Origin of the sequence: Pseudomonas sp. B33.4 (genome assembly GCF_034555375.1) — a bacterium.
In the GTDB taxonomy this organism is placed as follows: Bacteria; Pseudomonadota; Gammaproteobacteria; order Pseudomonadales; family Pseudomonadaceae; genus Aquipseudomonas.
On sequence record NZ_CP140706.1, the window covers coordinates 4,177,661 to 4,203,180 of the forward strand.

At 59.2% G+C, this 25,520-nt stretch carries 20 protein-coding genes; 5 read left to right on the forward strand and 15 right to left on the reverse strand.

Annotated features, from left to right (window positions below; translation table 11 throughout):
- Window positions 1-118 precede the first annotated feature (118 nt).
- The 6 genes from U6037_RS18345 to U6037_RS18370 all read right to left on the reverse strand — a co-directional run bounded on the left by U6037_RS18345 (window position 119) and on the right by U6037_RS18370 (window position 7,443).
- Window positions 119-499 (reverse strand): DUF6124 family protein, encoded by a 381-nt coding sequence (locus U6037_RS18345; RefSeq protein ID WP_322844040.1) that lies wholly within the window; start codon window positions 497-499, stop codon window positions 119-121.
- Between the two features lie 474 nt (window positions 500-973).
- Window positions 974-1,306, reverse strand: coding sequence for a DUF2790 domain-containing protein (locus U6037_RS18350; RefSeq protein ID WP_322844041.1), 333 nt, complete (start codon window positions 1,304-1,306; stop codon window positions 974-976).
- Window positions 1,307-1,385: 79 nt separating this feature from the next.
- Window positions 1,386-1,589, reverse strand: coding sequence for a co-regulatory protein PtrA N-terminal domain-containing protein (locus U6037_RS18355; protein ID WP_322844042.1), 204 nt, complete (start codon window positions 1,587-1,589; stop codon window positions 1,386-1,388).
- A 202-nt stretch (window positions 1,590-1,791) separates the two neighbouring features.
- Complete coding sequence (locus U6037_RS18360) at window positions 1,792-4,944, reverse strand: CusA/CzcA family heavy metal efflux RND transporter (protein ID WP_322844043.1); 3,153 nt, start codon at window positions 4,942-4,944, stop codon at window positions 1,792-1,794.
- A gap of 14 nt (window positions 4,945-4,958) precedes the next feature.
- Window positions 4,959-6,146 carry an efflux RND transporter periplasmic adaptor subunit gene (locus tag U6037_RS18365; RefSeq protein ID WP_322844044.1) on the reverse strand — a complete coding sequence of 396 codons (1,188 nt, stop codon included), beginning with the start codon at window positions 6,144-6,146 and terminating at the stop codon, window positions 4,959-4,961.
- A gap of 49 nt (window positions 6,147-6,195) precedes the next feature.
- Complete coding sequence (locus U6037_RS18370; protein WP_322844045.1) at window positions 6,196-7,443, reverse strand: TolC family protein; 1,248 nt, start codon at window positions 7,441-7,443, stop codon at window positions 6,196-6,198.
- 593 nt (window positions 7,444-8,036) lie between these two features.
- Here U6037_RS18370 and U6037_RS18375 point away from each other — a divergent pair.
- Complete coding sequence (locus tag U6037_RS18375; protein WP_322844046.1) at window positions 8,037-8,711, forward strand: heavy metal response regulator transcription factor; 675 nt, start codon at window positions 8,037-8,039, stop codon at window positions 8,709-8,711.
- Window positions 8,708-10,141: a heavy metal sensor histidine kinase gene (locus tag U6037_RS18380; protein WP_322844047.1), complete on the forward strand. Its 1,434-nt coding sequence runs from the start codon at window positions 8,708-8,710 to the stop codon at window positions 10,139-10,141. Before U6037_RS18375 ends, U6037_RS18380 begins: the two co-directional genes overlap by 4 nt.
- A 395-nt stretch (window positions 10,142-10,536) precedes the next feature.
- Here the strand turns inward: U6037_RS18380 and U6037_RS18385 are convergent, their stop codons facing one another.
- Genes U6037_RS18385 through U6037_RS18410 form a run of 6 tightly spaced genes read right to left on the reverse strand, consistent with a single transcriptional unit; the run spans window position 10,537 to window position 16,489 of the window.
- Window positions 10,537-12,279, reverse strand: a complete 1,743-nt coding sequence (locus U6037_RS18385) for an ABC transporter substrate-binding protein (RefSeq protein ID WP_016986564.1) — start codon at window positions 12,277-12,279, stop codon at window positions 10,537-10,539.
- Between the two features lie 47 nt (window positions 12,280-12,326).
- Entirely contained in the window at window positions 12,327-12,599 is a 273-nt protein-coding gene (locus U6037_RS18390) for a DUF2160 domain-containing protein (RefSeq protein ID WP_007912485.1), read from the reverse strand.
- 10 nt (window positions 12,600-12,609) lie between these two features.
- The gene (locus U6037_RS18395) at window positions 12,610-13,410 is read right to left on the reverse strand and encodes a carbohydrate ABC transporter permease (protein WP_003192012.1); all 801 of its coding nucleotides are present in this window, start codon (window positions 13,408-13,410) and stop codon (window positions 12,610-12,612) included.
- 9 nt (window positions 13,411-13,419) lie between these two features.
- Window positions 13,420-14,286: a sugar ABC transporter permease gene (locus tag U6037_RS18400; RefSeq protein ID WP_322844048.1), complete on the reverse strand. Its 867-nt coding sequence runs from the start codon at window positions 14,284-14,286 to the stop codon at window positions 13,420-13,422.
- Entirely contained in the window at window positions 14,283-15,395 is a 1,113-nt protein-coding gene (locus U6037_RS18405; protein ID WP_322844049.1) for an ABC transporter ATP-binding protein, read from the reverse strand. Before U6037_RS18405 ends, U6037_RS18400 begins: the two co-directional genes overlap by 4 nt.
- Window positions 15,395-16,489, reverse strand: a complete 1,095-nt coding sequence (locus U6037_RS18410) for an ABC transporter ATP-binding protein (protein WP_007912480.1) — start codon at window positions 16,487-16,489, stop codon at window positions 15,395-15,397. Before U6037_RS18410 ends, U6037_RS18405 begins: the two co-directional genes overlap by 1 nt.
- A 341-nt stretch (window positions 16,490-16,830) precedes the next feature.
- On the opposite strand from U6037_RS18410, the gene U6037_RS18415 reads away from it, so the two are divergent.
- A complete protein-coding gene (locus U6037_RS18415) occupies window positions 16,831-18,669 on the forward strand; it encodes a sigma-54-dependent Fis family transcriptional regulator (RefSeq protein ID WP_322844050.1) in 1,839 nt (612 codons plus the stop codon).
- Between the two features lie 174 nt (window positions 18,670-18,843).
- Here U6037_RS18415 and U6037_RS18420 read toward each other — a convergent pair whose 3' ends face one another.
- From U6037_RS18420 to U6037_RS18430, 3 genes are all read right to left on the reverse strand, one after another.
- Window positions 18,844-20,061 carry an MFS transporter gene (locus U6037_RS18420; protein WP_322844051.1) on the reverse strand — a complete coding sequence of 406 codons (1,218 nt, stop codon included), beginning with the start codon at window positions 20,059-20,061 and terminating at the stop codon, window positions 18,844-18,846.
- A 590-nt stretch (window positions 20,062-20,651) separates the two neighbouring features.
- On the reverse strand, window positions 20,652-22,034 hold the full coding sequence (gene cysS / locus U6037_RS18425) for a cysteine--tRNA ligase (RefSeq protein ID WP_016986558.1): 1,383 nt from the start codon (window positions 22,032-22,034) through the stop codon (window positions 20,652-20,654).
- A gap of 21 nt (window positions 22,035-22,055) precedes the next feature.
- A complete protein-coding gene (locus U6037_RS18430; protein ID WP_016986557.1) occupies window positions 22,056-23,753 on the reverse strand; it encodes a glutamine--tRNA ligase/YqeY domain fusion protein in 1,698 nt (565 codons plus the stop codon).
- A gap of 265 nt (window positions 23,754-24,018) precedes the next feature.
- Between U6037_RS18430 and U6037_RS18435 the strand changes: the two genes are divergently transcribed.
- Together U6037_RS18435 and lpxH are read left to right on the forward strand one after the other, a co-directional pair.
- Complete coding sequence (locus U6037_RS18435; protein WP_141129133.1) at window positions 24,019-24,525, forward strand: peptidylprolyl isomerase; 507 nt, start codon at window positions 24,019-24,021, stop codon at window positions 24,523-24,525.
- On the forward strand, window positions 24,522-25,268 hold the full coding sequence (gene lpxH, locus U6037_RS18440) for a UDP-2,3-diacylglucosamine diphosphatase (protein ID WP_322844052.1): 747 nt from the start codon (window positions 24,522-24,524) through the stop codon (window positions 25,266-25,268). The genes U6037_RS18435 and lpxH overlap by 4 nt, the downstream gene beginning before the upstream one ends.
- Window positions 25,269-25,520 lie beyond the last annotated feature (252 nt).

The window sequence follows — 25,520 nt, forward strand, 5'->3', positions numbered from 1 at the left end:
TGAATGGCTTGAAGATCTGCTCCCTTTCCCCCTCGCCCCCTCGGGGGAGAGGGCTGGGGTGAGGGGGCAGGATTTTGAGTCAACGCAAAAGCAACGGATAAAACCCGGCCATTGATAGCTACGCCGCAGGATCTACGTTATCCAGCGCTTTGTTCACCGCAAGTTCGCCAAGCATGACGACCTGCGCGATACCGAGCAGGGTCTTGCGATGGGTGCCGCCTAATAGCGCGGCGAAGTCACCGAGCATTACCGTGGCCGAGGCCAGGGATTCGCTGGCGTTGGCCAGTAATGATTCGGTGTCGGCTTTGGGATTGACCAGGAACATCTGGTTGGGGATGTACGGTGCGGACATGATGGTGGCCGACGGTTTGAGGTAGAAGTCGAGGGCGCGGTCGGCGGCTTCGTGGAGTTTTCGGGTGTCGTCGGAGGCGTAAGGGGATGTTGAGTTGGCGTCGGGGATTGCGTCTGCTTCGGGGGGATTTGGGGTTGGCTTTTTCATAATGTTTTACTCAGCTTGAAGGTGGAGCTGGCCCTTTCGGTTCCACGCGAAAGGGTGGCAGCTGTACGCAGGTTGGAACCCGGGCAACTGAGCAAACCCGACAGACTCGAAGTCTCCCGCGCACAGCCGCCATAACGGAGTGCACACATGAAAGTGCGCAAGCATACGTCATGAACAGTGCGTTTTGCTTCAGTTGAGCCGCGGGGTTCCAATCCCGATCGCTGAATTGGCAGCGACCCACACAGGCTAGAGAGCGGACGTCCGACGGACAACCTGAAAACATTGTGGGAAGGTTCCGTATTTCCAACACAGCCTTTAAACATCACGAATTGAAATACGCATCGTGATATTGAAATTCGGCCCTGTAGGAGCTGCCGAAGGCTGCGATCTTTTGACTTTGATTTTTAAGATCAAGATCAAAAGATCGCAGCCTTCGGCAGCTCCTACAGGGGACCGCGTTCAGACGTTACAGATTCAGCTACCGCCGTTTCGACACGCGCCCATCACGTTGTACTTGATGGTATTGAGCTGACCTTTGGAGTCCTCATAGGTCATCGCGGTGGGCACCACATTGCAGGCTGGCGCAGGCTTCACCACGCTCACCACTTTGACCACGTCCAGCTTCATTCCGTATTCGTAATCCTTCACCACCGGCGGCGCTTTGCCCTGGTTGGCGGCGTACTGTTCCATGGCTTTGGCGTTGGCGCTGAGCGCACGTTCGAAGGTGCGGTCACCACCGCCTTCGGCCAGCACATTCACCGACATCGCCATGACAGCCGCGAATGCGATCAACTTGAGTACTTTCATATCCATTTCCTTCCCGTCCGAGCTTGAAAAAAAAGCCCGGCATCGATGCGCGATGAAGGGCTTGTTCAGGTGCAGCAGCTTACAGGTCGCGGGTTTTGTCGTCTTTCTTGTCGTTGACGACAACCGGGTTGGCGGCGGCTTTTTCCTTGGCGACGAACAACTCCATGGAGCGGTCGTTGTTAGTCATCATGCGGTCGAATGTGCGGTCGCCGCCGCCTTCGGCAAAGGCCACGGAAGAGATCGCCAACGCCACAACAAAAGCACCCATCTGTACGATTTTCATCTTTGATTCCTCGTTTAAGTAGCTGACGGGATCAAAGTAACAAGGCGCACCTTTCGTGACGGTGGCGTGGAAATTACATATCCGTTATGTGGGCACAAAATCTGTAGGAGTGAGCCTGCTCGCGATAGCGGTGGGTCAGTCAATTTAGATCTGACTGATAGACCGCTATCGCGAGCAGGCTCACTCCTACAGGGGGGATTACCTATTCAGATGAAACCGGCTCTTCGTCCCGGCGATGGGCGAGTTGGTACAGCGCCGGCAAGATCAGCAGCGTGAGGATCGTCGAGGACAGGATGCCGCCGATCACCACGGTCGCCAGTGGTCGCTGCACCTCCGCGCCGGTGCCGGTGGCAAGCGCCATAGGGATAAACCCCAGCGACGCCACCAGCGCCGTCATCAACACCGGCCGCAAACGCGTCAACGCACCCTCATGGATCGCGTCCGAAAGCGATCGCCCCTCCTCACGCAAATTACGAATAAACGCAATCATCACCAACCCGTTCAACACCGCCACACCAGACAACGCGATAAACCCGACACCCGCCGAAATCGACAGCGGAATATCCCGCAGCCACAACGCCATGACCCCACCCGTCAAGGCAAACGGAATCCCGGTAAACACCAGCAAGCCGTCCTTGAGGTTGTTGAACATCATGAACAACAACCCGAACACCAGCAGCAGCGCCACCGGCACCACAATCTGCAAGCGCTTGGCCGCCGATTGCAGTTGCTCGAACTGTCCGCCCCAACTGGTCCAGTAACCGGCCGGCACTTGCACGTCACGTTCGATCACTTCGCCGGCCTCGCTGACGAACGAGCCGATATCACGCCCGCGCACGTTGGCGCTGACGATCACCAGACGCTTGCCGTTCTCGCGGCTGACCTGATTCGGCCCGAGGACCAGGTCGAGGCTGGCGACGTCTTGCAGCGCGATAAAGCCGATTTGATTCGCCGCTCCATTCAAAGGCGCCGGCACCGGAATCAGCAACGCCGACAAGCCGTCGATATCCTTACGCATGGCATCGGACAAACGCACCACCATGTCGAAACGCCGATCGCTCTCATACAACGTCCCGGCCTGCCGCCCGCCCACCGCGACAGCAATGGTGTCCTGTACATCACCGACGTTCAGCCCATAACGCGCAGCCTTGTCGCGATCAATGTTGATGGTCAGCACCGGTAACCCGGTAGTCTGCTCAACCTTGACCTCGGATGCGCCGTTGACCTTCTGCATCGCTGCCGCGATTTTCGCAGCGGTGGCGTTGAGCACGTCCATGTCATCACCGAACACCTTCACCGCGACATCGCTGCGTACGCCGGAAATCAGCTCGTTGAAGCGCAACTGGATCGGCTGCGACAGCTCATAGTTACTGCCCGGCAACATCGCGGCAGCGGCTTGCAGTTCGGCCATCAGGGCTTCGCGGGACTTGCCCGGATCCGGCCACTGCTCTTTCGGTTTGAGCATCACATAGCTGTCGGAGATGTTCGGCGGCATCGGGTCGGAAGCAATTTCAGCGGTCCCAGTTCGGGCAAAGACGCGCTCGACTTCCGGTACTTTCGCCAGAATCAACGTCTCCAGACGCTGCTGCATATCCACCGATTGCGTCAGGCTGGTGCCCGGCACGCGCAACGCTTGCAGAGCAAAATCGCCTTCGCTGAGGCTGGGCACAAACTCGCTGCCCATGCGGCTGGTGAGCACACCGCTGAGCACGATCACGCCCAAAGCAGCGCCCACTGCGACAGCACGATGACTCATCACCCAGGCCAACGCCGGCGCATAAACGCGACGTGCGCCGCGCATCACCGCGCCCTCTTCTTCCTTGACCTTACCAGTGACGAACAACGCAATCGCCGCCGGCACAAAGGTCACCGACAACAGCATCGCGCCAAGCAAAGCAATCACCACAGTGAACGCCATCGGGTGGAACATTTTCCCTTCGACACCACTCAAGGCGAAAATCGGCAGGTACACCACCATGATGATCAACTGGCCGAAAATCAGCGGTCGCCGCGCCTCTTTCGCTGCGGCAAAGACTTCCTTGAAACGCTCGGCGCGGGTCAGCAATCGTCCGTGATGCTGCTGCGCGTGAGCCAAGCGGCGCAGGGTGTTTTCGACGATGACCACCGCGCCGTCGACGATGATGCCGAAGTCGAGCGCGCCGAGGCTCATCAGGTTGGCGCTGACCTTGTTGCTGAACATTCCGGTGAACGTAAACAGCATCGACAGCGGAATCACCATCGCGGTAATCAGTGCCGCGCGGATGTTGCCGAGGAACAGGAACAGAATCGCGATGACCAGAATCGCGCCTTCGATAAGGTTCTTTTTCACCGTGGCGATGGCTTTGTCGACCAGGTGCGTGCGGTCGTACACCGGCACGGCGATCACGCCTTGCGGCAGGGATTTGTTGATCTGTTCGAGCTTGCTGGCGACCGCTTGCGAGACCGTACGGCTGTTCTCGCCGATCAGCATGAACACGGTGCCGAGCACCACTTCACGACCGTTTTCCGTGGCTGCGCCGCTGCGCAACTCGCGGCCGATTTCCACCGTTGCCACGTTCTTCACGCGGATCGGCGTGCCGTCGACATTGGCCATGACGATGTTGGCGATGTCTTCGGTACTCGCCACTTGCCCAGGCGCGCGGATCAGCAACTGCTCGCCGCTGCGCTCGATGTAACCGGCGCCGACGTTGGCGTTGTTACGCTCAAGCGCGGTGACCAGATCGGTGAGGGTCAGCTTGTACGCGGCCAGGCGTTTCGGGTCCGGCGCGATCTGATATTCCTTGGCGAAACCACCGATGGTGTTGATCTCGGCGACACCGGGTACGTTGCGCAACTGCGGCTTGATGATCCAGTCCTGAATCACCCGCAGATCGGTCGGCGTATAAGCTGTGCCGTCGTCCTTGAGTGCGCCCTCCTTCGCCTCGACCGTCCACAGAAAAATCTCGCCGAGCCCGGTAGAGATCGGCCCCATTACCGCCTCCGCGCCTTCGGGCAATTGCTCCTTGGCGATCTGCAAACGCTCGTTGACCAGTTGACGGGCGAAGAACAGGTCGGTGCCGTCCTTGAAGATCACCGTCACTTGCGACAGGCCCGAGCGTGACAGCGAACGGGTCTGCTCCAGTGCGGGTAAACCGGCCATGGCGGTTTCAATCGGGAAGGTGATGCGCTGCTCGGTTTCCAGTGGCGAGAACCCGGCGGCGCCGGTGTTGATCTGCACCTGGACGTTGGTGATGTCGGGCACGGCGTCGATCGGCAGTTTTTGATAACTGGCGACGCCGAGGCCGGCCATAAGCAGAACGGCGAGCAGCACAATGATGCGCTGCTCGATGGCAAACTGGATCAGGCGTTCGAACATGGGAGTCTTCCGGATCAGTGGCTGTGCTCGGCTGAGGCTTTGCCCAGTTCCGATTTGAGGACGAAGCTGCCGGCGCTGGCGACTTGCACGCCCGGTTCCAGGCCTTGAGTGATTTCCACATGGCCGGCGGCGCGGCTGCCCAGCTCTACCGCGCGAGCTTCGAAACCGTCGTCGGTACGCACGAACACCGTGGGCTTGTCCTCGACGGTCTGGATCGCGGTTTCCGGCACGGCGACTTTCGCTTCGCGGCTGTCGGTCGCCACCAGCGCGGTGACGAACAGGCCGGGGCGCCACGAGCCTTGGGGGTTTTCCAGAGTGACGCGAACCGTCGCGGTGCGGGTTTGTTCGCCGAGTAAGCTGCCGACGTAAGCCACGCTGCCGACCACCTCAGCGTTCAGTTCGGGCGCGCTGACAGTGACCGACTTGCCCACTTGCACCTTTTTTAAGTCCTTCGGCGACACCCCGAACGTCACCCACACTCGCGACAAGTCCGAGAGCGTGAACGCCGCCGTGGTTTCATCGACCACCTCGCCCGGCGTCAGGTGTTTTTCCACCACCACACCATCGAACGGCGCGCGCAATTCATAGCGATTGCCGCCGGTAGCGACCACGCTGCCGCTGAGCACGCTAATTTTCTGCCGGGCGTTGTTCATGGCGATCTCCGCCTCTTCCAGCGCCTGTTTCGCCTGGAGGAAATCCTGCTCGGCGGAGATCTTGTCCTGCCAGAGTTTTTTCTCGCGCTCGTAGGTGGTGCGCGCCAAGGCCAAACGGCGTTGCGCGGCGGCCTGCTCGCTGCGTTGATCGGAGATCTGCTGACTGGCGATCACCGCCAGCAACTGGCCCTCCTTCACCGTTTGCCCGAGGTTGACCGCCACCGCCTCGACCACGCCCGGCACACGCGGCACGACATGGGCGGTGCGGTCTTCGTCGAAGCGCACTTCGCCGGGGAACGGCAGGCCGCGGCTGATGGTTTGCGCCCGCGCTTCGGCCAGTTGAATACCGGCAGCCGTGATCTGCTCGGCACTCAATTCGATGTGCCCTTCTTCGGCATGTTCAGCCGCTGCACCTTCTTCGGCGTGATCGGCATGCTCGGAAGCCTCGTCGGCATGCGCGTCGATGCTTGCGTTACCTGACCACTGCGAGCCGATACCAATGCCCAGTGCCAACGTCGCCACCGCGACCACCATCAGTTTTTTATCCATGGAAACTCCTCTGCGCCGTGCCTGCGCGCAGTTGTCTGAAAAGTGAAATTCAAGGGCGGACGCTGAGGTCGCCGAAGATCCGTTCGATGCGTACACGGGCGTCGGTCGCTTCGCTGACGGCCTGGATGTACTGGCTGCGCGCGGCGATCAAGGTGCGTTGCGCATCGAGCACATCGAGGAAGCCGAACTTGCCCATTTCGAAACCGCGGGTGGCGCTGTCGACCGCACTTTGTGCGGCGGGCAGGATGGTCTGGTTGAAGGCGGTGACTTCGCCATTGGCGGTCTGCCATTGCTCAAGACTGGTCTGGATTTCCGTGCGCAAACGCAGCTCGGTGGCGTTGCGCAGATCCCGTGCCTGATCAGTGCGGCGCGCGGCCGCGAGCACATTGCCCTGATTGCGGTTGAACAACGGAATCGGCATCGACAGCCCGACCACGTTGACCCGCTCGCGCTCGGTTTCGCTGTACTGGCTGCCGATGCTCACGGTGAGATCGGGGATGCGCTGGGATTTTTCCAGGCCCAATGACGCTTCGCGCTGATCGATCTGCAATTTGGCCAGACGCAGGTCGGCGGTCTCATTCAGACGCTCGAGCAATCTTGTCGGTGGAGGAACGGCCGGCATGCTTTGCGTGGGTGCCTGCACCTTGGTCGACGTCGGCAACGGCGCGCCCATGACCTGCGCCAACTGTTGGTACGCGGTGGCCTGATCGCGCTCTGCCCGGCTCAATTCAAGGCGCACTTGTGAGAGCTGCACTTGTGCTCGAGTACCTTCGACCGGCGACGATTTACCCGCCTCGATTCGCCCTTGTGCCACCCGCAAGCCGTGCTCGGCCAATTGCAGGGATTGCCGGGACAGCTGCAAACGTTGCTGCGCGGTTTGCGCGCTGTTGAACGCCTGAATCACATCGGCACGCAAGGCATTGCGCTTGCGCTCCAGTTCAATCCCGGCGACATCTTGCGCGCGGCTGGCGACGTCGATCCGTGCGCCGCGTTTGCCGCCCAGTTCAATCGGTTGACTGAGCATCACCGTGGTCGTGCGCGACTCGCGGCGAGTGTCTTCGGCTTCCCACGACACTTCGGGGTTGGGGATCAGGCCGGCCTGTTTGCGGTCACCTTCGGCGATGCCGATTTCCCATTGCGCAGCGGCTAAATCCGGGTTGCTGGCGAAGGCACTTTGCAGGGCTTGATCCAGCGTCAGGGTCGCTGCGTTTGCAAGGCCGGCGCTGGCCAACAACACCAGGCCGCCGACTGTTTTTTTCAGGCGTGATCGCGCCGTCAGTTCAATTAAACCGGGCAATGGCAGACTTCCTTTATTCAAGATTCTTCAATGCCGCCACGGTAGGGTTTTGAACTTATCGACAAGGTGACTGAAACATTACAAATCCGTTATCCACGGTTTGCCGAAGTTGTTTTGTTCTAGGATGCGAAGTGCAAACGGCGTTATAGAAATACATCGAAACAAATACTCGGTAGTTATCCGCTGAACAGCACTTGCCGTAATTGAATTCAAGAGAATTTGCTGGTTCTGCGCTGCGACCGACTGTCGCAGAACACTGATCTAAAGCGTTTTGGCGTTGACCCTGTAGCCGCTACAACCTTTATTGTCAGCACTTCCCCTCACCCCAGCCCTCTCCCGGGGGAGAGGGAGCCGACCGAGATGTCTGACACTTTCCATCGACCTGTTAAATCAAGTCGACTATGGATTCCGTAAAGATGTTCCACGTCGGTGCAGTTCCGAAGCATCCCACGTTTAGTCCCCTCTCCCTCTGGGAGAGGGTTAGGGTGAGGGGCTTCTATCGTTATTGAACAACGTCCGGAAGCCCCTACAAAAACAATAACTTTCCCGGCCACCTTAATTAAATACCCATTAAATAAAAGTGGTGATAGATCATGCTAATCCTTGTCGTCGAGGACGAGCTTAAAGCTGCCGAATACTTGCATCAGGGTTTGACCGAAAGTGGTTATGTCGTTGACCACGCCGCCACCGGTGCCGATGGCCTGCATCTGGCGCAACAACAGGCCTATGACCTGATCATTCTCGACGTGAACCTGCCGGAACTCGATGGCTGGGGCGTGCTGGAACAACTGCGAAAAACCCACGCCACGCGGGTGATGATGCTCACCGCGCGCGGGCGTCTGGCCGACAAGATTCGTGGCCTCGACCTGGGCGCCGACGACTATCTGGTCAAGCCGTTCGAGTTCCCCGAACTGCTGGCGCGGGTGCGCACGTTGATGCGTCGCAGCGAGACCATCCCTGTGCCGCAGGTGCTGAAAGTGGCCGACCTGGAACTTGACCCGGGCCGCCATCGCGCGTTTCGCGGGCAACAGCGGATCGACCTGACCACCAAGGAATTCGCCCTCCTGCACCTGCTGATGCGCCAGTCCGGCGAAGTGCTGACGCGCACGCAAATCATCTCGCTGGTGTGGGACATGAATTTCGACTGCGACACCAACGTGGTCGAAGTGTCGATCCGCCGTTTGCGGGCGAAGATCGACGACCCGTTCGACAGCAAACTCATTCACACCCTGCGCGGTGTCGGCTATGTGCTGGAGGCACGGGAATGAAGCCCTCCAGCCTGTCGATGCGCCTTGGTTTGACGGTGAGTATTCTCGGCGCGCTGCTGGTGGTGTTTCTGGCGATCCTTGCCTATTTCGCGTTGACCCATGAGCTGAATTCGCTTGCCAGAGACAGTCTGGAAAAGAAGATGGCGCAGGTCGAGCACAGCCTGTCGTTGTACGTCGATGCCAATGAAATCACCGGCAAGCCGCATATTCTGCTCGATCAGGTGATGGGGCATGACAACCTGACGCTGACCATTTACGACCGCCTCAATCAACGCTCGCCGCTGCTCAAATCCGGCTCGGGATTGAGCGATCCGCGCGTCGAACTGAAAGCGGTGCGCGCCACCACCGATCAACTGGCTTACAGCGACAGCACCGACGCAGAAGGCAAGAAATTCCTCACCGCCTCGAAACTGATTCGCCTCAAGGACAGCAGCAGCGTGCCGGTGCTGCTGTCAGTGGATAACGCCCACGATGAGGCGTTGCTCAGCGCCTATCTGCGCTCGACGCTGATTGCCTTGCCGTTGTTGCTGGTGTTTATCGGCCTGACCGCTTGGGGCGCGGTGCAGCGTGGGTTGGCGCCGCTGCGTGAGTTTCGCAAAGTGGCAGCGATGGTCTCGACCCAGGATCTGGACCATCGGTTGTCGGTGGTCAACATGCCGCAGGAGTTGAGTGAACTGGCGCAGGGCATCAACTTCATGCTGCATCGGCTGGATGCCGGGGTGCAGCAGTTGTCGCAGTTCTCCGATGATCTGGCGCATGAGTTGCGCACGCCGATCAATAACCTGATGGGCAAGGCGCAGGTGACCTTGTCCCGCGAGCGCACGACCGAAGAATACAAGGACGTGCTGGTGTCATGCACCGAGGAACTGGAGCGCGTGGCGCGGATTGTCTCGGACATGTTGTTTCTCGCGCAGGTGAGTCATCCGTCGGCGCTGGCGCCGTTTGAAGCGGTGGCGCTGGAGGTTGAAGTGGCGAAAGTCGCCGAGATGTTTTCGCTGTCGGCGCAGGATAAGAGCATTCATTTGAATGTCATTGGCAGCGCACAGGTGATGGGCGATCGGCTGATGATTCAGCGGGCTATTTCCAATCTGCTGTCCAACGCGCTGCGTCATTGCCCGAACGGGAAAACCGTGACGCTGCTGATTGAACAGAGTGCGACGCAGGCCTCCCTGCTGGTCAGCAACCCCGGCGCCGGGATTGAAGCGCAACATCTGCCGCATCTGTTCGACCGTTTCTACCGCGTCGACAGCAGCCGCTCCCGTTCGCAGGGCAGCACCGGGTTGGGCTTGGCGATCGTGCGCTCGATCATGAGCCTGCATCAGGGTGTGGCGGAGGTTAAGAGTTTGCCGGGGGCGATGACCGTGTTTCGGCTTGGGTTTCCTGCGGTGACGCCAACGACCCCATCGCTTACAGGCAAGCTCCCACAGTGATCTGCGGCGTGCCCGGAGTTTGTGAACATCACAGAAACCTGTGGGAGCCTGGCTTGCCAGCGATGGCGGTGGGGCAGTCGATATCAATGTTGAATGTCAGATCGAATCGCTGGCAAGCCAGCTCCCACAGTGATCTGCGGCGTGCCCGGAGTTTGTGAACATCACAGAAACCTGTGGGAGCCTGGCTTGCCAGCGATGGCGGTGGGGCAGTCGATATCAATGTTGAATGTCAGATCGAATCGCTGGCAAGCCAGCTCCCACAGTGATCTGCGGCGTGCCCGGAGTTTGTGAACATCACAGAAACCTGTGGGAGCTTGCCTGCAAGCGAAAGCGGTAGATCAGGCAACAAAGAAAACGGCACCTTCCGGTGCCGTTCGCCTTTCACAGTTCCCCTATCACTTACGCGCATCCGCCCAGGATTTCAGCAGTTCGTTGTAGCTCACGGTCTCGCCCTTCGGCTTCTCGTTGGCCAGTTTCGGTTTCGGTGCGCCCGGCTGATCAAACCAGTATTGCGCGTCGCGCTCCGGATTCATCTTCGGAGCACAAACAGCCTGGGCCTTGGAGCGTTCCAGACGCGTCATGATCGCGTCCTGATCCTTGGCCAAACCATCCAGCGCCTGTTGCGGGGTTTTCTCGCCACTGGCCGCTTCGGCGATGTGGCTCCACCACAGTTGTGCCAGACGCGGATAGTCCGGGACGTTGGTCCCGGTCGGGGTCCATTGCACGCGGGCCGGGCTGCGGTAGAACTCGACCAGACCACCGAGTTTCGGCGCCAGATCGGTCATCGCCTGCGAGTTGATGTCCGACTCGCGAATCGGCGTCAGGCCGACGATGGTTTTCTTCAGCGACACGGTTTTCGAGGTCACGAACTGCGCGTACAGCCACGCTGCCAGCTTCTGCTTCTCAGGCGTGGATTTCATGAACGTCCACGAACCCACGTCCTGATAACCGAGCTTCATGCCCTCCTCCCAATACGGCCCGCGCGGCGATGGTGCCATGCGCCATTTCGGCGTGCCGTCGGCGTTGACCACCGGCAGGCCCGGTTTGGTCATGTCGGCGGTGAACGCGGTGTACCAGAAAATCTGCTGGGCGATGTTGCCTTGCGACGGTACCGGCCCCGACTCGGAGAAAGTCATGCCCGCCGCTTCCGGTGGCGCGTACTTCTTCAGCCAGTCGACATACTTGGTGGTGGCGAACACCGCCGCCGGGCCATTGGTGTCGCCGCCGCGAGTCACGCTGGAGCCGACCGGGTGGCAATCCTCGACACGAATCCCCCACTCGTCCACCGGCAAGCCATTAGGCAGCCCCTTGTCGCCGCCACCGGCCATGGAGAACCAGGCATCGGTGAAGCGCCAGCCCAGCGACGGGTCTTTCTTGCCGTAATCCATGTGCCCGTAAACGCGCTTGCCGTCGATTTCCTTGACGTCTTCGCTGAAGAATTTGGCGATGTCTTCATAGGCGGACCAGTTCACCGGCACGCCCAATTCGTAGCCGTACTTTTCCTTGAACTTGGCTTTCAGATCGGCGCGCTCAAACCAGTCAGCGCGGAACCAGTACAGGTTGGCGAATTGCTGGTCGGGCAGTTGATAGATCTTGCCGTCCGGCGCGGTGGTGAAGGAGATGCCGATGAAGTCCTTGATGTCGAGGGTTGGCGAGGTGAAGTTCTTGCCTTCGTTGGCCATCAGGTCGGTGATCGATTCGGTCTTGCCGTAGCGAAAGTGCGTACCGATCAGGTCCGAGTCATTGACCCAGCCGTCATAGATGTTCTTGTCGGACTGCATCACCGTCTGCATTTTCTCGACCACGTCGCCTTCTTGCAGCAGGTCGTGGGTGAGCTTGATCCCGGTGATTTCGCTGAACGCCTTGGCCAGCACTTTCGACTCGTATTCGTGGGTGGTCAAGGTCTCGGAAACGACCTTGATGTCCATGCCGCGAAACGGCTCGGCCGCCTTGATGAACCACTTCAACTCTTCGAGTTGCTGCTCGGCCGTCAGGGTCGACGGTTTGAATTCACTGCCGATCCATTTTTTCGCCGCGTCTTCGTAGGCATCGGCCCACGCGGCGGCGCTCAAACCGCTGAGTGCCAGCATGGCTGCCAATGAAATGCTATGTCGCAGCTTATTGTTTTTGTCGAACATAGAGACCTCCTGTTTAAGTTGTGGAGCCGCGTTGCCGAACGACTCGACTAGCCCCAACGCATCACAGCCAACAGCCACACCAGGGACAACGCGGACGCCACCCAGATGCTCCAGTCGGTGGCGCCGATCACCAGCAAATGCAGGTAGGCGCTGCCGAGAAGACCGATAAACAAGCGATCGCCACGGGTGGTGGCAATCGGTAGAAAACCTCGCCGCAGGATGCTCGGCGAGCGCAATTCCCACGTGGTCATGCCGACCAGAATCAGGCCGATGACAATGAAGAATGCTGCGGTAGGTGTAGTCCAGCTCATCCACTCCATCATCAGTTCCTCAGACCCGACCGAGGGCAAAGCCCTTGGCCACGTGGTTGCGAACAAACCAGATCACCAGCATGCCGGGCAGAATGGTCAACACCCCCGCCGCCGCCAGCACACCCCAATCGATACCCGAAGCGGAAACCGTGCGCGTCATCACCGCCGCGATCGGCTTGGCGTTTACCGAGGTCAACGTGCGCGCGAGCAGCAATTCGACCCAGGAAAACATGAAGCAGAAGAACGCCGTCACACCGATGCCAGAGCCAATCAGCGGGATGAAAATCTTCACGAAGAACTTGGGGAAACTGTAGCCGTCGATGTAGGCGGTTTCGTCGATTTCCTTGGGCACACCGGACATGAAGCCTTCGAGAATCCACACCGCCAATGGCACGTTGAACAGGCAGTGCGCCAACGCCACGGCGATGTGCGTGTCGAACAGGCCAATCGACGAATACAACTGGAAGAACGGCAGCAAAAATACCGCTGGCGGCGCCATACGGTTGGTCAGCAGCCAGAAGAACAGGTGCTTGTCGCCGAGAAAACGGTAGCGCGAAAACGCATAGGCCGCCGGCAACGCCACGCTCAGCGAAATCACCGTGTTCAAACTCACGTAATACAGCGAGTTGAGATAACCGGTGTACCAGCTCGGATCAGTGAAGATCACCTTGTAGTTCGCCAGCGTGAAGTCCTGTGGGAAAAGTGTCAGGCCGCCAAGGATTTCGGTATTGCTCTTGAACGACATGTTCAGCAGCCAATAGATCGGCACCAGCAGGAACAGGATGTACACCAGCAACGGAATAAGCTTTCTCTTGCTCATGGCCGGGCCTCAGCGGTTGGTGTCGGAGTGCGTCATGGCGGTGTAGAACAGCCAGGACACCAACAGGATGATCAGGAAGTACACCAGCGAAAACGCCGCTGCCGGACCGAGGTCGAATTGCCCTACCGCCATCTGGGTCAACGTCTGACTCAAAAAGGTTGTGGCATTGCCCGGCCCGCCGCCGGTGAGCACGAACGGCTCGGTGTAAATCATGAAACTGTCCATGAAGCGCAGCATCACCGCGATCAGCAGCACGCTCTTCAGCTTGGGCAACTGAATGTGCCTGAACACCGCCCAGGCCGAGGCGCGGTCGATGCGCGCAGCCTGGTAATACACGTCGGGAATCGCGCGCAAACCGGAGAAGCACAGCAGCGCCACCAGTGAAGTCCAGTGCCAGACGTCCATCACCAAAACCGTCACCCAGGCGTCCATGGTGTTGGCTGCGTAGTTGTAACTGATGCCCATGGCGTTGAGGCTGGAACCGAGCAAACCAATGTCCGCGCGGCCGAAAATCTGCCAGATCGTGCCGACCACGTTCCACGGAATCAGCAACGGAATCGCCAGAATGATCAGCACCACCGATGACCAGCGACCCTTGGTCGGCATGGTCAGCGCAACAGCGATGCCCAATGGAATTTCGATCAGCAACACGCAGGCCGAGTAGATGAACTGGCGCAGTAAAGAGTCGTGCAAACGCGGATCAAGCAGCACTTGCTTGTACCAGTCAGCACCGACGAAGTAGCGGCTGGACTGGTCGAAGATGTCCTGCACCGAATAGTTGACCACGGTCATCATCGGGATCACCGCACTGAACGCCACCAGCAGGAACACCGGCAACACCAGCCACCAGGCCTTGTTGTTCTGCACCTTGTTCATGGCTGCACCTCGCTGCTGTCGGCTTCGAGCAGAAATTCATCGGCATAGACCATCAGCCACTGTGCCGGAAAACTGATGTACGCCGTGCCCTCGGGCACCGGTTTGTCTTCGGCCAGGCGCACTTTCAGCGGTGCACCATTGAGGTCAAGGGTCATGATCTTGTAGGTGCCGAGGTCTTCGACGTGTACGACCCTGGCCTGCATCGCGTCATCAAACGGCTCGTCCCACACATGAATAAACTCCGGGCGGATGCCGACCTTCAGATTCTTCCACTGACCGTGTTCGATATGGCGTTGCATGGCGTCGGACAACGGCAGGTGCGTCGAGGCGAAACCGACGCCTCCGGGTTGCGGCTGCACCTCGATCAGGTTCATCCCGGGGCTGCCAATGAAATAGCCGACAAAGGTGTGGCTCGGCCGCTCGAACAATTCCCGTGGCGTGCCGAACTGGACGATCTGGCCGCCGTACATCACCGCGATCTTGTCAGCGAAGGTCGAGGCCTCGAGTTGATCGTGGGTCACGTAGACCATGGTGATGTTGAACTGCTCGTGAATCTGCTTGAGCTTGCGCCGCAGTTTCCACTTCAGGTGCGGGTCGATCACCGTCAGCGGTTCATCGAACAGGATTGCGGAAACGTCGTCACGGACCAGACCACGGCCCATCGAGACTTTCTGTTTTTCGTCGGCGGTGAGGTTGCGCGCCTTCTTGCTCAGGAGGCTTTGCAGGTCGAGGACTTCGGCAATTTCCTGCACCTTGCTGTGCACTTTCGCCTCGGCCATGCCCTGATTTCGCAGAGGGAAAGCGAGGTTATCGAACACGGTCATGGTGTCGTAAACCACCGGAAACTGGAAAACCTGGGCGATGTTGCGCTTCTCCGGCGTCAGGTCGTTGACCGCTTTGCCGTCGAATAAAACGTGCCCCTGCGAAGGGCTGAGCAGGCCGGAAATGATGTTGAGCAACGTTGACTTGCCGCAACCCGACGGCCCGAGCAAGGCGTAAGCACCGCCCTGTTCCCAGACGTGATCCATCTCGCGGATCGCGTAATCCTCGGCGCCGCTCGGGGTCTTGCTGTAGCTGTGGGCGAGGTGCTGCAAACGGATTTCGGCCATCAGGCAACCCTCGCGACACGCCGGCCCGGTGCTTGCACCAGACGGCCCTGCGCATCGAAAACAAACAGTTTGTGGGTCGGGATGTAAATGCGGATCGGCGCATCGACGTCGTATTCGTGAACGCCGGGCAGGTGCAGCACCAGCAGGAAATGCTCGTTGCGCACGTGCAGGAAGGTTTCCGAACCGCTGATCTCGGCGACTTCGACGGTGACGGCCAGTTCGAGGTCGTCATCATTGCTCGGCACCAGCGAAATATGGCTGGGGCGCACGCCAAAACGGAACTCGCCCTCGCCCACCGGACGCAGATCGACGTTCAACGGGAAGTGTACGAAGTTGGCAAAACTCACTTCGTTGCCGGCAATGCGTCCGGGCATCAGGTTGATCGGTGGTTCGGAGAACAATTCGGCGGCGAGCACGGTTTGTGGCTGGTGATAGACCGAAGTGGACGGGCCGCTCTGAATCACCCGACCTTCGTGAAGAATCGTCGTGGTGCCGCCGAGTGCCAGCGCTTCGTTGGGCTCGGTGGTGGCGTAGATGGCGATGGTGTGGCGCGCCTTAAACAGCTCGCGCATTTCCTGGCGCAGCTCTTCACGCAGTTTGTAGTCGAGGTTGACCAGCGGCTCATCGAACAGGATCAGCTCGGCGTCCTTGACCAGCGCACGGGCCATGGCCGTGCGCTGCTGTTGACCGCCGGACAGCTCCAGCGGATAGCGCTGCAGAAACTTCTCGATGCGCAGCATCTTCGCCGTCTCTTGCACTTTGCTATGGATGATTTCTTTCGAGACACCAGCCTGACGCAGCGGCGAGGCGATGTTCTCGAACACGGTCATGGTCGGGTAATTGATGAATTGCTGATAAACCATCGACACGTTGCGCAGGCGCACCGGGCGTTGGGTGACGTCGACGCCGTTCATCAGGATGCGGCCGCTGTCGGGCTTATCGAGCCCGGCCATTAAACGCATGAGGCTGGTTTTGCCGGACAGCGTGCGGCCGAGCAGAACGTTGAACGAACCGGGTTCGAATTTCAGGCACGCATCGTCGATCCAGGTCTGGCCCTCGACGGTACGGCTGACGTGCTCCAGGGTGAGTGACATGGCTCGGCCTTTTTATTATTGGAGTCAAGAGACCTGTGCACAGGAGCGAGTTTCGTGCCAGAAATGGCAAGTGGTTGATTTGGCGTGAAAATCGTTGAAAGTGCGGGGAAACGGCGTTCATTGCTGAACACATTTGAACAGTTGGGCGATTGACAATGAACAATAGTGAACAACACTCTATGAACGCTTTTTGCGAACCGATCCCCCTGTAGGAGCTGCCGCAGGCTGCGATCTTTTGATCCTGTTTTTTGACAATCAAGATCAAAAGATCGCAGCCTGCGGCAGCTCCTACAGGGGATCGAATAACAATAATAAGAATGCTGCATCAGAGGCTGACTGCCATGGCCGCACCTGCCCCGCCGCTGTCCCACGACGCGATCGTCCAGACTTCCTGGCAACGTTGCCGCGCGTTCGGTCTTGATCACCAAAGCACGCCGGCCTTCGATCAACTACCCGCCGCCGGTATTGCGCAGCTGCTCGACAGTCATCATTCGCTGGTGCAGACCACGCATCAGGAAGTCCTGCCCTATTACGAAAACATCCTGAGCAACTCCAACTGCCTGATCATGCTCGCCGACAATCAGGGCCAGGTGCTGACCTCGTGGGGTACGCAGCGCTTTATCGAGCCGAATCTGGCACGCGGCTTTCAAGCTGGGGCGAGCTGGATGGAGCGCTGCAGCGGCACCAACGCGATCGGCACGGCGCTGGCCTGCGAGCAAGCGGTGCATATCGAACACGATGAGCACTTTCTGAAAGCCAACCGCTTCATGACCGGATCCGCCGCGCCGATTTTCGACGCCGAGCGCAAAGTGATCGCGGTACTTGATGTGTCCAGCGACAGCTATCTGCCGCCCTCGCACACCTTGGGCATGGTCAAGATGATGAGCCAGACCGTGGAGAACCGGCTGATCCTCAACCTGTTCCATGGCCAGCACTTTCAACTGACCTTCAACACCGGGTTGAACAACCTCGACAGTCAGTGGGCCGGGTTGTTGATCTTTGATGAGAGCGGACAGGTGCTGTCGGCCAATCGTCGTGCCGACAATTTGCTGGGTGTGCGCTTGTCGCGGGTCAGCGTTGAAAGTCTGTTCAAGGTTTCACTGCTGGAGCTGATCAATCAGCCCGACGGCATGCCGTTTGCCTTGCAGACGTCCGGGCGCAACCGCTTCCAGTGTTTGTTGAAGCGGCCGAAGCAGGCGTCGATTCAGCCGCGCGTTTTTGCTGCTGACCCCAAAACTGTTGCGCCCACCGCCATCAGCCTCAACACTCTGCACTTCGGCGACAGTCGCGTGGAAAAAGCCGTGCGTCAGGCTGAGCGGTTACTGGAGAAAGACATTCCGCTGCTGATTCACGGCGAAACCGGTGTCGGCAAGGAAGTCTTCGTCAAAGCCCTGCACCAGGCCAGTTCACGCAGCAAACAGGCGTTCATTGCGGTCAACTGCGCGGCGATCCCCGCCGAACTGGTCGAGTCGGAATTGTTCGGCTACGAGAAAGGCGCGTTCACCGGCGCCAATCAGAAAGGCAGCATCGGGCTGATTCGCAAGGCTGATAAAGGCACGCTTTTTCTTGATGAAATCGGCGACATGCCGTTGCCGACTCAGGCGCGGTTGCTGCGGGTATTGCAGGAGCGCTGTGTGCAGCCGGTGGGTAGCAGCGAGTTGTTCCCGGTGGATTTACGGATCATTTCGGCGACTAACCGATCCTTACGCGAACAAGTGCAATTAGGGCGATTTCGTGAGGATTTGTATTACCGCATTGGCGGGCTGACGCTGGAACTGCCGCCATTGCGCGAGCGCAGTGATAAGGAGGCGTTGTTTAAAAGACTGTGGGAACAGCATCGTGAGCCGACGCAATGGGCGGGGTTGAGCCAAGAGGTGCTGGAGTTGTTCAGTCGTCATCCGTGGCCGGGGAATTTGCGTCAGGTCAGCAGTGTGATGCAGGTGGCGCTGGCGATGGCTGAGGAACAGCCGGTGAGGCTGGAGCATTTGCCGGATGATTTTTTTGTTGATCTGGAGATGGAGCCGGTGGAGAGCGCGGTGCCGTTGGGGGTTGATTTGAATGATGTTGAGGCGTTGAACCGGGAGTTGAAAGCGGCTGGGGGGAATATTTCGCATCTGGCCCGACGGTTGGGGGTGAGTCGGAATACGCTCTATAAGCGGTTGCGGCAGATTGAAGGTTGAGTGAATCCCTTCCCCTCACCCCAGCCCTCTCCCAAAGGAGAGGGAGCCGACCGAGGTGTCTGGCGTTGTACATCGACCTGAAAAAACCAGTCGATTATGGATTCAAAGCATCCCGTTCAGGTCGGCGTATCTCGTGAGCATCCCCCATTCAGTCCCCTCTCCTGGGGGAGAGGGCTAGGGTGAGGGCGAAAATTCCGGCTCAACATGCGCAACCGAAGCCGCCTCCAATGTGCGCAATCCCACCATCACAACAACCACCATCATGATCCCAGCGCCAATGGCCACGCCAAACCCCGCCCGCGCGCCCCAGGCATCGATAACCAGCCCCGCCAACATGCCGCCCAGCGCAACGCCTATGCTGATACCCGTGGTCATCCACGTCAGCCCTTCAGTAATCCTCGATGGCGGGATGATGATCGTCCCCAGCTTCATCACCACGACCATCGTAGGCGCAAACGAAATCCCGGCAATAAACAGCGTCGCTGACAGGACATAAACGTCCGCTGCAAAAATCGGCAACACGCCGGTGAATGCCGTGACCAATATCCCGATCAGGAACTGTTTTTCGATCGGCAGGGAAACCCTCATTGCACCGAACGTCAAACCCGCCACCAGTGAGCCGAACGCATAGGCGGCGAGGATAAAGGTCGCCGACGCTGGCCAGCCCTGCGCATTGGCGAACGCGACGACGGCGACATCGATTGCTCCGCCAATGACACCCATCGCCAACAGCGCCAGCACAATGGTGCGTACACCGGGAATCAGCAGGGTTGAGCCGCCATGACTGGCGTGGCCCACGACAACTTTAGGTTCAGTCTGGCGTTGCAGGAGGAACGCCGTCACCCCGACGGCCAGCAATCCGACCGCGACCAGTGGTCCGGCCTCGGCAAAAAAGCTCACGCTCAAACCGATCGCCAGTGGCGGACCGACGATGTAGGCCATTTCGGTGAGTACCGTGTCCAGCGAGAACGCCGTGTGCAGTTGAGGCTTACCCCGGAACAACTGCGTCCATCGGGCGCGGATCATCGACGGCATGCTCGGCATCGTCCCCGCCAATGCCGCCAGAACAAACAGCAGTGCGGCAGGTGCGCGCAAGTAGACGGCGGTGATCAGCGCCAGCAGCATGGCAATGCTGAACGCGGTGACGATGGGCAGTACGCGACTCTGGCCATGTTGATCGACCAGTCTGGAGATGTGCGGGCCGAGCAGCGCATTGGCCAGAGTGAACGTCCCGGCGACGGCACCGGCCAGCCAGTAAACTCCGGTTTGCTGCACCAGCATGGTGATGATGCCGATGCCGATCATTGCCTGCGGCAAGCGTGCGATGGAACTCGCGAGCACTAGCCCGGTGGCGCCGGGGGTCGTTAGCAGTTCGCGGTAGTGATTGGCCATGGTGTTTCCCTTACATGATCGTCACCGCTCAGCATCCGGCTGAACGCGTTGCCGACATCAAGACCTACGCGAACGTCAAAAGCAACCCTCACCCCAGCCCTCTCCCCGAGGGAGAGGGAGCTGACCGAAGTGTCTGGCGTTGTGCATCGACCTGAAAAAACCAGTCGATTATGGATTCAAGGCAGGTTCAAGTCGGCGTGTCTCTTTGACACCCTCTCCCTCACCCCAACCCTCTCCCCGAGGGAGAGGGAGCTGACCGAAGTGTCTGGCGTTGTGCATCGACCTGAAAAAACCAGTCGATTATGGATTCAAGGCAGGTTCAAGTCGGCGTGTCTCTTTGACACCCTCTCCCTCACCCCAACCCTCTCCCGGAGGGAGAGGGAGCCGACCGAGGTGTCTGGCGTTGTGCATCGACCTGAAAAACCGAGTTGATTATGGATTCGGCAAACATCGTTCAAGTCGCTGTATCTCTTGAGCATCCCCCATTCGGTCCCCTCTCCCCCTGGGAGAGGGCTAGGGTGAGGGGCTTTTCTTGCGCCCAAACAAAAACCCGCACAAGGCGGGTTTTGTTTTGAAGCTAAACGCGGCAATCAGTCAGCCAAACGCCAGGTAGTCCCACCCTTGCCGTCTTCCAACACAACGCCCATCGCCGTCAGCTGATCACGGATACGATCGGACTCAGCCCAATCCTTACCCGCACGTGCTGCCAGACGCGCCGCAATCAGTGCATCAACCTCTGCCGCATCGACACGCCCTTCAGCGCCCGCCTGCAAAAAGTCATCGGCTTCGAGCTGCAACACACCCAACACACTCGCCAGCTCTTTCAGACGTGCCGCCAGACCCGCCGCCGCATCAAGATCGCTCTCACGCAGGCGGTTGATCTCACGCACCATCTCAAACAGCACCGCGCACGCTTCCGGCGTGCCGAAGTCGTCGTTCATCACGGTAGTGAAGCGTTCAACAAACGCTTCGCCGCCCGCCGGTGCCACGGTCGGCAGGCCTTTCAACGCGTGGTAGAAACGCTCGAGTGCGCCTTTGGCGTCCTTGAGGTTGTCTTCCGAATAGTTGATCGCGCTGCGGTAGTGGCTCGACACCAGCAGGTAACGCACGACTTCCGGGTGGTACTTTTCCAGCACGTCGCGAATGGTGAAGAAGTTGTTCAAGGACTTGGACATCTTCTCGCCATTGATGCGAATCATGCCGCAATGCATCCACGCGTTGGCGTAGGTCTTGCCGGTGGCCGCTTCACTCTGGGCGATTTCGTTTTCGTGGTGCGGGAACTCGAGGTCGCTGCCGCCGCCATGAATGTCGAAAGTCTCGCCCAGGCAGCAGGTGGACATCACCGAGCACTCGATGTGCCAACCCGGACGCCCGGCGCCCCATGGCGATTCCCAACTCGGCTCGCCCGGTTTGGCGGCTTTCCACAGCACGAAGTCGAGCGGGTCCTGTTTCGACTCGTCGACTTCAATGCGCGCGCCGATGCGCAGGTCTTCGATTTTCTTGCGCGACAGCTTGCCGTAGCCCATGAATTTGGCGACGCGGTAGTACACGTCGCCGTTGCCCGGGGCGTAGGCGTAACCCTTGTCGATCAAGGTCTGGATCATCGCGTGCATGCCCGGAATGTGATCCGTGGCGCGCGGTTCCATGTCCGGCTTCTTGATGTTCAGGCGCGCTTCGTCCTCGTGCATCGCGGCGATCATGCGCTCGGTCAACGCTTCGAACGATTCACCGTTCTCGTTGGCGCGATTGATGATCTTGTCGTCGATGTCGGTGATATTGCGCACGTAGGTCAGGTCGTAACCGCTGAACCGCAACCAGCGGGTCACCAGGTCGAACGCGACCATGCTGCGGCCGTGGCCAAGGTGGCAGTAGTCGTACACGGTCATCCCGCAGACGTACATGCGCACCTTGTTGCCATCCAGCGGCTTGAAGACTTCTTTGCTCTTGGTGAGCGTGTTGTAGATCGTTAGCACGTTATTTCCCTTGACGCTGAATCACTGGCCCCACGAATCACGCAGGGTCACGGTACGGTTGAATACCGGCTGACCTGGTTTCGAGTCCTTCAAATCAGCGACGAAGTATCCTTCGCGCTCGAACTGGAAACGGTCTTCCGGCTGTGCATTGCCAAGCGATGGCTCCGCACGACAACCGGTGAGTACCTGCAGCGAATCAGGGTTGATGTTGTCGAGGAAACTCGCGCTGTCTTCGGCCTTCTCAGGGTTGGCCGAGCGGAACAGACGATCGTACAGACGCACTTCGCACTCGACGCTGGCGGCGGCCGGCACCCAGTGGATCACGCCTTTGACCTTGCGGCCTTCAGGGTTCTTGCCCAGCGTTTCCGGGTCGTACGAGCAGCGCAGCTCGACGATGTTGCCGTCGGCGTCCTTGATCGCTTCGTCGGCACGGATCACGTAGCTGCCGCGCAGACGCACTTCACCGGCCGGTTCCAGGCGCTTGTAGCCCTTCGGCGGCTCTTCCATGAAGTCGTCACGGTCGATGTAGATTTCCCGGGCGAATGGCAGTGCGCGTACGCCCATGTCTTCTTTCGGGTGGCGCGGCAGTTCGAGGTTCTCGACCTGGCCTTCCGGGTAATTGGTGATGACGACTTTCAGCGGACGCAGTACGCACATGGCGCGCGGTGCGGTCTGGTCGAGGTCGTCACGGATGCTGAATTCGAGCATGCCGAAGTCGACCACGCCGTCGGAACGGTTGGTGCCGATCATTTCGCAGAAGTTGCGGATCGATTTCGGCGTGTAGCCACGGCGGCGGAAGCCCGACAGCGTGGACATGCGCGGATCGTCCCAGCCGTTGACGTGCTTTTCATCGACCAGTTGCTTGAGCTTGCGCTTGCTGGTGATGGTGTAGTTGAGGTTCAGACGGCTGAACTCGTACTGACGCGGGTGCGCCGGCACTGGCAATGCGTCGAGGAACCACTCGTACAGCGGACGATGGCTTTCGAACTCGAGGGTGCAGATCGAGTGGGTGATGCCTTCGATGGCATCCGACTGGCCGTGGGTGAAATCGTAGTTCGGGTAGATGCACCACTTGTCACCGGTCTGGTGGTGATGGGCGTGGCGGATGCGATACATGATCGGGTCGCGCAGGTTCATGTTCGGCGAGGCCATGTCGATCTTCGCACGCAGCACGCGGGCGCCGTCCGGAAACTCACCGGCACGCATGCGGGCAAACCAGTCGAGGTTTTCTTCTACCGAACGGTCGCGGAACGGGCTGTTCTTGCCCGGCTCGGTCAGGCTGCCACGGTATTCCTTGGCTTGCTCAGGAGTCAGGTCGTCGACGTAGGCCTTGCCGGCCTTGATCAGCTCAACGGCCCAATCGTGCAACTGGTCGAAATACTGCGAGGCGTAGCGCACTTCGCCGGACCATTCGAAGCCCAGCCATTTGACGTCGCTCTCGATCGCATCGATGTATTCCTGGTCTTCCTTGGCCGGGTTGGTGTCGTCGAAACGCAGGTGCGTGACGCCGCCGAACTCCTGGGCCAGACCGAAGTTCACGCAGATCGACTTGGCGTGGCCGATGTGCAGGTAGCCGTTGGGCTCCGGCGGGAAACGGGTGACGATCTGCGTGTGCTTGCCCGAGTCCAGGTCTGCCTGGATGATCGGCCGCAGGAAATTGACCGGCACGGCAGGGCCGGACTTGGCATTCGAGGTAGGGTCGACAGTGGGCTTGCTCATAGGATCCTTGACTTACATGTGCGCGGCCGCAGAGGGGGCCAGACAAAACAAAGCCGCTATCATAGCCGATGCTGTCAAGGGGCTGACAGAGCAGGCCCTATAAAGGTGTGCTTTTTATCGCCGGGAATTGAAAAACAGCCTCGAAATTCGCGCCTGTCACGCTAAACTGCGCACCTTGGCCCACGGGCTGAACCGGTAACGGGCCGAAATGTCCCATTACCCACGAATTCTTTATAAAACGCTTCATTGAAAAAGAGCACCGATCATGACTCAAGTCAAACTGACCACCAACTTCGGCGACATCGTCATCGAACTGGACGCGGAAAAAGCGCCAATCACCGTTGCCAACTTTCTCGAATATGTTAAGGCCGGTCACTACGAGAACGTGGTTTTCCACCGTGTGATCAAGGGTTTCATGATCCAGGGCGGCGGTTTCCAGCCTGGCATGCAGGAAAAGAAAGACAAGCGCGCCAGCATCCAGAACGAAGCTGATAACGGCCTGAAGAACGAGAAGTACACCCTGGCCATGGCTCGCACCATGGACCCGCATTCGGCATCGGCGCAGTTCTTCATCAACGCCACCAACAACAGCTTCCTCAACCACACCGCCAAGACCGCTCAAGGCTGGGGTTATGCCGTGTTCGGTAAAGTCGTTGCAGGCACCGAAGTTGTCGACAAGATCGAAGGCGTGGCGACCACTTCCAAGGCCGGCCACCAGGACGTACCAGCAGACGACGTGATCATCGAGAAAGCCGAGATCATCGAAGCGTGATATTGCTGATTTCAGACTTGCATCTGGAAGAGGAGCGCCCGGACATTACCCGGGCGTTTCTGGATTTGCTCGCCGGACGCGCCCGCTCGGCGAGTGCGTTGTACATCCTCGGCGACTTCTTTGAGGCGTGGATTGGCGACGACGCCATGACGCCCTTCCAGCGTTCCATCTGCCAGGCCCTGCGCCAATTGAGCGACAGCGGCACGGCGATCTTTCTGATGCACGGCAATCGCGACTTCATGCTCGGCAAGGCCTTCTGCAAGCAGGCCGGCTGTACGTTGTTGAAGGACCCGAGTGTCGTGCAGTTCTATGGCGAGCCGGTGCTGTTGATGCACGGCGACAGCCTCTGCACCCGCGATGTCGGCTATATGAAGCTGCGGCGTTATCTGCGCAATCCGATCACGCTGTTTATCCTGCGTAACCTGCCGCTGAGCAGCCGCCATAAACTCGCTCGCAAACTGCGCAGCGAGAGCAAGGCGCAGACGCGGATGAAGGCTAATGACATCGTTGATGTCACGCCCGAGGAAGTTCCGCGGATCATGCAGGAATACGGCGTGAAAACCCTGATTCATGGGCACACTCATCGCCCGGCGATTCACAAGTTGCAGCTCGGTGAGCAGGCGGCGAAGCGGATTGTGCTGGGGGATTGGGATCGTCAGGGGTGGGCGTTGCAGGTGGATGAGAGCGGGTACGCATTGGCACCGTTCGACTTCGCCCCGCCGCTGGCTTTGCCGCACGGCTGAAGAGCGCTACCCCCTCACCCCAGCCCTCTCCCCCAGGGGGGCGAGGGGGAAAGGGAGCCGATCTCTGTGCTTTTCAAAACCGAGTTCGACTGAAGTCAGACAGTCCCCTCTCCCCAACGGGCCGAAGGGCAAAGGGAGCCGATCTCTGTGCTTTTCAAAACCTGAGTTCGACTCGGTATTGCAAGTCGGTGTACCTCGAACATCCACCACGGTCAGTCCCCTCTCCCTCTGGGAGAGGGTTAGGGTGAGGGG